The organism is Acinetobacter sp. SK-43 (assembly GCF_015351505.1).
Taxonomy (GTDB): domain Bacteria; phylum Pseudomonadota; class Gammaproteobacteria; order Pseudomonadales; family Moraxellaceae; genus Acinetobacter; species Acinetobacter junii.
In genome coordinates this window covers 1-8,524 of record NZ_JADKPY010000015.1, presented here as the reverse complement: position 1 = coordinate 8,524, position 8,524 = coordinate 1, and the positions used below count along the sequence as shown (strand labels likewise).

Annotated in this window: 8 protein-coding genes; all 8 read right to left on the bottom strand. The window is 36.5% G+C overall.

Going from position 1 to position 8,524, the window contains the following annotated elements; translation table 11 throughout:
• Positions 1-62 precede the first annotated feature (62 nt).
• Positions 63-242, bottom strand: coding sequence for a hypothetical protein (locus IRT38_RS04090; protein ID WP_126131825.1), 180 nt, complete (start codon positions 240-242; stop codon positions 63-65).
• Between the two features lie 66 nt (positions 243-308).
• On the bottom strand, positions 309-683 hold the full coding sequence (locus tag IRT38_RS04085; protein WP_126131824.1) for an antitoxin Xre-like helix-turn-helix domain-containing protein: 375 nt from the start codon (positions 681-683) through the stop codon (positions 309-311).
• Between the two features lie 271 nt (positions 684-954).
• Complete coding sequence (locus IRT38_RS04080) at positions 955-1,371, bottom strand: hypothetical protein (protein WP_126131823.1); 417 nt, start codon at positions 1,369-1,371, stop codon at positions 955-957.
• Between the two features lies 1 nt (position 1,372).
• Positions 1,373-3,499: an integrase gene (locus IRT38_RS04075; protein WP_194597012.1), complete on the bottom strand. Its 2,127-nt coding sequence runs from the start codon at positions 3,497-3,499 to the stop codon at positions 1,373-1,375.
• Positions 3,492-5,048, bottom strand: a complete 1,557-nt coding sequence (locus IRT38_RS04070) for a site-specific integrase (protein ID WP_194597011.1) — start codon at positions 5,046-5,048, stop codon at positions 3,492-3,494. The genes IRT38_RS04075 and IRT38_RS04070 overlap by 8 nt, the downstream gene beginning before the upstream one ends.
• Complete coding sequence (locus tag IRT38_RS04065; RefSeq protein ID WP_194597010.1) at positions 5,041-6,267, bottom strand: site-specific integrase; 1,227 nt, start codon at positions 6,265-6,267, stop codon at positions 5,041-5,043. The genes IRT38_RS04070 and IRT38_RS04065 overlap by 8 nt, the downstream gene beginning before the upstream one ends.
• Positions 6,268-6,422: 155 nt before the next feature.
• A complete protein-coding gene (ssb, locus tag IRT38_RS04060; RefSeq protein WP_004909838.1) occupies positions 6,423-7,007 on the bottom strand; it encodes a single-stranded DNA-binding protein in 585 nt (194 codons plus the stop codon).
• A gap of 52 nt (positions 7,008-7,059) precedes the next feature.
• A complete protein-coding gene (locus IRT38_RS04055; protein WP_005403380.1) occupies positions 7,060-8,424 on the bottom strand; it encodes an MFS transporter in 1,365 nt (454 codons plus the stop codon).
• Between the last annotated feature and the right edge of the window lie 100 nt (positions 8,425-8,524).

Below are 8,524 nucleotides of genomic sequence, written 5' to 3'. Positions count from 1 at the left end.
CTAAAATTTTATATATAAATTCATTAAGATTTCATTATGGGCAGTAACGGCAGAAGTTAATGTCATTTGTAGGCAAGCTTTTTAAGTTCAACTAGATACCGACTTATTACACGATTAACGGCATGCATCATTACACGCATTGAAGCTTCATCATCTCCAAATTGCATTAGCACAACCTGACTCATCGAAGGTGGACGAGGCTTGCGATTTTCAGTCATAAACTCTTTAAAACGTTTAACCATGCTGCATCTCTCAGAGTTTCTTAACAATAGAATTAAATTCTAATACACATAATCTCTTTATAGAAATCACATTTTCGCTCGAACCGAGTCAACAAAATGTAGCACTGTGGCCAAGCCACTAATAGTTTGAATCTGCTCAATTGGAACTCCTTTGGTCGCTTCATTATAGGAATTCATGAAGTAGTGAATCCATTCTGAATCTCCACCACTGAGTACATATACTGCACGATAAATATCAATAAGCAATATGGCCAGTTCTCCTTGCTTAGTCGCAGGGTCGAGTTCGGGATTGGCTTTAAAACTACTGATAGTGTCACAATGCACCCCAATCACAGATGCAAGCTGTGCCTCTTTCAGGCCAAGCTGATCCGCAGTGTTAAGCAAGGATTTTGCTAACACTACTTTAGACTCTACATTAGATTGGGTAACATTTGTCTTCATAAGCTTCAATAAGATTAACTAAAATTTCCATTTCCTCAGCTTCAGGCGTTCCTTCATCTGCCTAAAAGATATTTTCTAAGCGAATAAAAGCATTCGTAAGATCATCATCACTTCTAATTGGTTTAATATCCATAGATATTTCCTCATTCTCATCGTGTCCTCCAATTCCTAAAATCCAGAAACAGGAGCGTAGACATCAATTTTGATTACTTTATTGCTAGTCTGGTTCATCTATTATTACGTTGCCTTTTGCAAAGCAACCTTGACCAATTCAATCAGAACTTTTTTTACTCATCGGCTCATTTAGTTTAGCAATACTTAGCCCATACTTATAGGCGTTGTACTGCCACACTACGAACTGCTCCAACAACAAAGCGTTCTCTTTTTCCAGTCTGGCATTCTTAACCTCCAAAGCTTCAATTTTAGTTTGAGCAATTTTTAAACTAGCAGGTAGTTTCTGTGTTGTATTGCTCTTAACCTTTGACACTTGTGGTTTTTTGCATTGATCATAGGCAGTCTTAATACGCACATATTTCTGTAAAGTTTGACGAGTTGGTGCAGGCACAAGTTCGAGCTGTAGCTCAATGGCCTGACATAGCCGCTCCCAAGTCAATTTCTGATCTAAAGGCCAATAATCAAGAAGCTCAACTATATTCTCGATGTCTTTATCGGTTAAATGCTGTGCCATATCAAATCCATAAATCCATTTGCAATGCAGGACTGAGCAAATGTGGTTCATCCTCTATCTTTTTCCGTTGAGTATTCTCAATAACGGGGATACGTTTACGACCTGCTTTTTGATACGCTAAATCGAGATGTGTAACATCTTCAGAAAGAGGCAGACTCAAAGGTGTTCCATCGGGAATGTTTGGATCATCCATTAGAGTAATCATCTGTTCACAACGTTTAATTGTAAGCTCTCTAGTTTGCAACCAAACCGTTGCACCAGTAACATTTTTACTAACAGCCTCCTTATCCTTTGCCCATAAGATTTTTTCTTTTCTAAGTCGATCTTGAAGCCGTTTTTTCTTTTCTTCATCCCCCTTAATACAGACATGTTCCGTACAATTAAGACAATTTCTATACTTTAGGCAGGGTTCATCAATATAAGAATGTGTACAAAATCCAAACTCGGTAGTGTGCATAGACAATGTTGTTTTGGTATTTAGCTCTTGTAGAGTTCGAGGTGTAGCTATTTGGAATGTAAATGTACTATCAGTATTTACTGTACCAACCTCATTTTTCTGCATCTCAATTAAGCTAAAATTACGATCTTCAACCGAAGTATGGTCATATACTCGATTTTGCTTCATATCAGCCCGCCCTGACCATTTAGCGAGTAACATGCTATCCATTCCATTGGTATTTGCTATCGTATTGAGAAGATGCCTAAATTGATGTGTAGTCACACTGTAGTCACCATATCCCCATCGTTGGAAAATGGATTGAACATTTCCTAACTCATCACGTCCTATCTTCTTTTTTTTGGTGGGAGATAAGTCTTCATTTAAAGTATCAATATGTGGCATCCATAGCTCAGTAGTTACTGTTGGCTTTTGGGTATGAAATTGATTTGCAAAGCAACAGAAAAGCGCTTCAGACCATTTTATTTCTATGCCAGCACCCACTTGAAACGGTACATATGGGAAGCCTTCAGGTAAGCGACTTCTTATCAATTCATTCAAATCATTCAAACTATATATATTATTCTTTCTTTCTAAACCTCTTACTGCCAAGAATTGATTGCCTGAAGTTCTAGCTGTTGTTGTATCCGAATAATTTGACTCATCAAAACCTAGCGCTTGCAATACTTGTTTTTTTGTTAACAATTGCTCATCAGAGACTTCTGGACATAATTCATGTCGAGGAAACTTATCACTATTTTCTAACAGAGATGCAAATAGTCTTGCTTTTTCAGAAATTTTTTTCAATCGTTTAATTGCTAATTGAACAGTTGGGATCATGGCACTTGGAATGTATTTAATGTCATGCCCATAATTTTTCTGAGCATACCACCTAATACCTAATACTTTCTCTATATTGGAATCATCTGCTATAAGCCCTAAACTGCTCTTAGAAAGCGTTTGGACTTCTTCCTCATGGATACAATTATGCTTTAAGAAAAATAGCTCTGATGCTCGTTCAGGCGCAGCTAGAAGCAAACTCACAGCACTGGTGACAAAAATATCTCTATCTGACAGTTCTGAATCTTTCCGCGAGAAAATATCAGCTAATGCAAAAATCGCATCCTCATCAGGAAGTTTAGAAGCTCGATGTTCCTCTGACTCTGCATCTAACACAATTGATTTTTCAGAAGGCTTTTTAATTGGACTTTTCCAATCTGGTAAAGCTAATATTTTTAATTGGCGAAGAAAGTCTAAAAGAATCTTTAGGTGTCTACCCACATGATAAGCAGAACTTGCTTTATAGTTTTCCTTTGCATTTTCAGCAGCTAAGTCAAAATCTGCAATAACCAATTTAGTTAAATCAACTTCACCATATCGGTCTAAACATATTTGTTCTATTGCCCGAATTGAAAGAATTGTATCTTGGGTTTTTAACTTACTCTTAATTCTCTGATACTTAACATACGCTTTGGCAAATTCTAGAATTGAATGATGCAAAAGATTTTCAGGTGATCTATCTTTGGATGAAATACCTGTTTTGACAAAGTTTACTTCGCCTTTCCAATAATTCTCATCAAATTTAATATCTTCATTTAATTCAGATAATTGTTTAACAAAATCAATAAACTGCTTAATTTCGGAGTAAGGAGATTGGATTTTGTCAGATGGAAAATATATTAAATTATCCATGGTTGAACTCCTTACAAGCATCCATAACTTGCTGAACGGCAATAATTGTACGGTCATTCACGGCAGCGACTTCAAGGCTACAACCCATCGCAATTAGATCATCTCGCTCTTTAATTAATTGCTCTAGAACCAAATAATGAGGTGCATTTGCCCAAGGCATAAACTTGCTACATAGATAACATGCGATTGGTGCATAATCATTGCAGTATTGATTTGTACCACATGAACCAACGTCACAATCTTGTTCTACAGAAGAAATTCTATTCGCATCTTTAATTTGTGATTGGGCCTCAATCTCATCCTTTACAACTTTCCCCTGAAAAGCATCTGCATATTTGCGTAAGCTTTCATCCATGATGGATGAGATTTGTTGTGCAATTTCAGGAACACTCTGTACATAACAGTGTGCATTTTGCGTATCATGATGATCTAACAGCTTTGCAATGACATTCACACCTGCTTTTTGCCTAGCCGCATTTGTTCCAAGCGTATAGCGAAACCGATATGCAGTGATATGTATTGGTTTACCGGTTTCTCTTGAACGGACACCAAGTTTTTGAACAGCATCTCTCAATATTTGAGTTAATTTGATAGTAGGTAAATGAATAATTTCTGTTGGCAAAATTTGAGAAATTTCTTTTTCATTGCTCCAATCTAGATTGGCTAACACCTTAATATCATAGAAAATTGGTAACTCTGAAAGCTCCTGTTCAGATACTTCTCGCTTTATTTGCTTTGCTAATTTCTGTTTTAAAATTTGAATATGTTCAAATAAGATTTTCGCAATACTTTCCCGAATTCCCACTTCATTAAAAGCAAATCGGAATCCACTAGCACCTCTAACTTTAGCTCTCGGAATGTTAAGGATATGAACTGCATTTGTATCATTAAAATTATATTTATCCGACACATATAGGTCTTTCACCTTTAATCCTGAAATTTGAATTGGTCGTCTACCAGTCGCACAAAAAACACGAATTAGAGCAGCCTCATAATAGGAAATCTTATTTTCTGCTAAATATTCATTGGTTCTAGTGATAATTGTTTGAAATTCAAATGGGCTAAATGGGCCTTCATCTGGATCAAGGGAAAGGACTGCTGCTCCTTTTTCATTGCCACTCAATCTCCATGAATCCATTAGATCGTAAACTTCATCATCTACTGAGGAATAACCTAAATCATATAGTTTCTTCAAAAAAACCCGTAGCATTGCTACTTTGTATTCATCTTTTTTTGAAGAATAAAAATTTTTATAATTTAAAAGACCTTTAATTGAAAAATGATCTTGATCAGTAATCTCAATATATTTCGCTATATATTTACTCATATTAGCAGTGTGGGAACTTGAAGAATACTGAGCAAAATTACTCAGTGTAAATAAAACATCATGTTGTACGTCCTCTTTCAGCCTTTTCAAATACATTAAATTCAGAGTGACATTAATATCTAAGACCCATATTTCATTATGGATATTAAACTCGTACCCTTTGAACGAAATTAAAATATCTTGTGATTTATCGAAACTATCAATTAGAATTGATTTATTCATTTTCATCCTCAAATTTTTCTTGGATACTTAAGCCAACCTCTACGGCACGCTTATTCTCTGCACGCCTTGAATATCTTCTTGCGCTTTGTGAGTTAGGTATCCACCCCATTAGATAAGCACGATCATTTTCAACTTGAGCTTCAGTCGTTTGACCTGTTGCCACTAAAAGTTGAGATTTCTCAGAAAATTTGTCATTCCAAGTATGTCTAAATGCATGTGCATGTACGTTGAATAGAACAACTTTAGAAATTTCAGAAAAGATTTTATCTAGAGCATTTATTGATAAAGGTTTACCTTTATTTGATAAAATCAAAAAGTCTGTTAGCTCTGCATGCGGTATGGCTGATCTATAATTTAAAATGTAAGTTTCTAATTTTTTCTTTAAGTTTTGATTGACTGCAATTGATCGACTTCTAGTTTTAACCAAAGGTTGATATAGCCTAGAATCACTACCATCATGAGGATTACGCCTAATAGTAAGATATGATGTAACACCTTGAGAGGGAGTTATATCTGTAATTTTTAAATTTAATAATTCACCTTTACGACATCCAAGATATAAAAACAAATAGATAATTAGCTCATTTCTATAAGTAAGGTAATCTGAAGTCCAGATACGATTCTGATTATCAGGATCAACCGCCTTGAAAATTTTATTTAATTGATCACTATCAAAAGATTTGTATTCAGACTGAATATCCATGGACTTACGAGGTCTACGAGATTTTAACAAACGTTTTGTACTTGTTATTGCTGATGAATGAAGATGCGTCTCAAACCATCCAATATATTCAGCAAAATTAGTTAACCGCCTATATATTAATTGTTTAGATACATAGTCCTGAGTAACAACCAATTTTGCTCTAGCTCGCTCTTTGTTATTACTTTTTGGAAAACTTATGATCTTTTTTTTTGAAGCTGTCCCGCTTAATCGGCTACGATTGAAACTGGTTAAATTTACTAAAGCTTCGATTTCATTTAATTTTAAAAAATCTTTACTTTTTATCCTTTGTTCCAAGTCAATTCCTAACTGATCTAACAACTGAAAGAGCAACTTAATATCTTCCAGAATAGCTGTAATAGTATTGATTGATTGACCACGATTTCTTAAATGAATGATCGTATATAAATTTGGATAAGTCATAGGAATACCATCACTATTCAAAAGAACAGCGAATCTCTCACCACTACTCATTACAAATCTTTTAACAGACATCATAATTAAATTTAACAAAATATCTAAGTATTAAATATCATAAGATATAAATAAAAAAATTTACAGAACTATTTCTAGTGTCTGTAAATTTCTTTTGTAACTAACTACTAATAAAGAATAATTTTATAAACTTTACAAAACATGGTCTCTAGTATGTCTCAAAATGGTAAATCATCATCTAAATCAGCTGGAGCCGCAGCAGGTTGAGGTGCGGCTTTTGGTGTATTAAAACCATTACCTGCTTGCGGACTGCCTGCATAATTGCCCTGATTTCCACCACCAAAACCGCCACCTTGACCATAACCATTTTGGTTGTTGTTATAGCCTGTGTTTTGGTAGCCACCGCCTTGATTGTTGTTAAAACGCGGTTGGTTAAAATCATTACCCGCTTGATGCTCACCACCTTGCTGGCGAGAATCGAGCATTTGCATTTGGTCACCACGAATTTCGGTGCTGTAACGCTCTTGACCATTTTGGTCTGTCCATTGGCGTGTACGCAATGAACCTTCGATATAAACTTTCGAACCTTTACGTAAGTATTGCTGTGCAATTTCACCTAAACGGTTATGCAATACGATACGATGCCATTCTGTTTGTTCTTTTCGTTCGCCTGTATTTTTATCTGTCCACGATTCACTTGTTGCAATCGAAAATTGGGTCAATGATCCACCATTTGGAAAGGTTTTTGTCTCAGGATCTTTACCCAAAGTACCGACTAAAATAACTTTATTCACACCACGCATTAGCTTGTCTACGTCCTATCTATTTCTATGTTTTACTTTATAAGAGTTATGCTTAAATGGCTACCTCTTTACCCAACAAGTGCGTTAAATCTTGTCGCGCAGCATCATCTAGATGTTGTTTATCGACCTTAATATAAGCAACTTGTTGCTCAGACATCACCACGACTTCTTCAATACCACGAATTGCCAGTAATTTTGAAGACCATTCATCTGTTTGTTGCGCTTCAGGTAGTCGAAGCACGATTGAAGACAAATATCTTGGTTGAGACAACCCAAAACTAACCAGCAGCCATAGTATAGCAATCCCCGTTAACACACTCCAGCCAAGCGCCGTATTCTGTAACATCAAAAGCTGACCGCCCAATGTTCCACCAAAAAAAGCACCTAAAAACTGACTACTTGCATTGACACCCATCGCAGTGGCTTTGGACTGAATCGGAGCGACCTTCGATAACCAAGAAGGCAATAAAGCTTCCATTACATTGAAGGCAATAAAGAAAATTCCTAAGCCTGTTAGCAACACATATTTCGATTCATAACCAAAAATGAGAATTAACAAGCCCCCAATAATGCCTGCGATTGCAGATAGAAAAATCCCACGCATCTTGCGGTACTTTTCAGCAATGATGATGCTCGGAAATGCAAAAAACAAACTCACCAATAACAACGGCAAGTAAATCAAACCATGTTTTGCTAAAGGAATTTGTGCGTAGTCGATTAATTGCGAAGGGATATAAATAAACATTGCTGTGAGCAATAAATGCAATGAGAACACTGACACATGCAAGCGATTTAGATCGCCCATTTGAATCACTTGTTTTAGTTGTGCCCAATAACCTTGTTGAAAATTTCGATGATGGCGAGTGACTTTCGGCACCAATAACAACATTAGGATTGCGGCTAATCCCATGATGGTCGTGACAAAAAATAAACCTGAGATTCCGACTAAACTTGTCAACCACGGACCTAAACTAAATGCCACCACAAAAGACAAGCCAATACTCATACCCATGGCTGCCATTGCTTTCGTTCGTTGCTCTTCACGGGTTACATCTGCCAACAAGGCCATCACAACTGCCGAAACAGCACCAGCACCCGCAATCGCACGACCGATGATTACACCATAGATCGTCTCGGAAAACCCTGCTATCGCACCGCCAATCGCAAACAATAGCAGTCCAAGAACAACCAGTGGCTTACGACTAAAACGATCTGCCAACAAGCTAAAAGGAATCTGTAAGATCGCCTGCGTTAAGCCATACACCCCGACAGCTAAACCGATCAAAGCAGGTGTTGCGTATTGATATGATTGCCCTGCAACTGAAAAAACAGGAATAATCATGAACAAGCCCAACATGCGTAAGGCAAAAATGCTACTTAAGGCAAAGGTTGAACGACGTTCTAAAGCATTCATCATTGACTAGACACTAAAACTGGCTCAAAGGATTATAAGCTATTCCTTTTAAAGCGTTGAAAAAATAACAATCGAATAAATAAAAAAGGGACGTTACCGCACT

Bases quoted from the DNA above. Each gene is read 5' to 3' on its own strand.
- IRT38_RS04090 (WP_126131825.1), bottom strand. From the start codon at position 242: ATGGTTAAACGTTTTAAAGAGTTTATGACTGAAAATCGCAAGCCTCGT.
- IRT38_RS04085 (WP_126131824.1), bottom strand. From the start codon at position 683: ATGAAGACAAATGTTACCCAATCTAATGTAGAGTCTAAAGTAGTGTTA.
- IRT38_RS04080 (WP_126131823.1), bottom strand. From the start codon at position 1,371: ATGGCACAGCATTTAACCGATAAAGACATCGAGAATATAGTTGAGCTT.
- IRT38_RS04075 (WP_194597012.1), bottom strand. From the start codon at position 3,499: ATGGATAATTTAATATATTTTCCATCTGACAAAATCCAATCTCCTTAC.
- IRT38_RS04070 (WP_194597011.1), bottom strand. From the start codon at position 5,048: ATGAATAAATCAATTCTAATTGATAGTTTCGATAAATCACAAGATATT.
- IRT38_RS04065 (WP_194597010.1), bottom strand. From the start codon at position 6,267: ATGATGTCTGTTAAAAGATTTGTAATGAGTAGTGGTGAGAGATTCGCT.
- ssb (WP_004909838.1), bottom strand. From the start codon at position 7,007: ATGCGTGGTGTGAATAAAGTTATTTTAGTCGGTACTTTGGGTAAAGAT.
- IRT38_RS04055 (WP_005403380.1), bottom strand. From the start codon at position 8,424: ATGATGAATGCTTTAGAACGTCGTTCAACCTTTGCCTTAAGTAGCATT.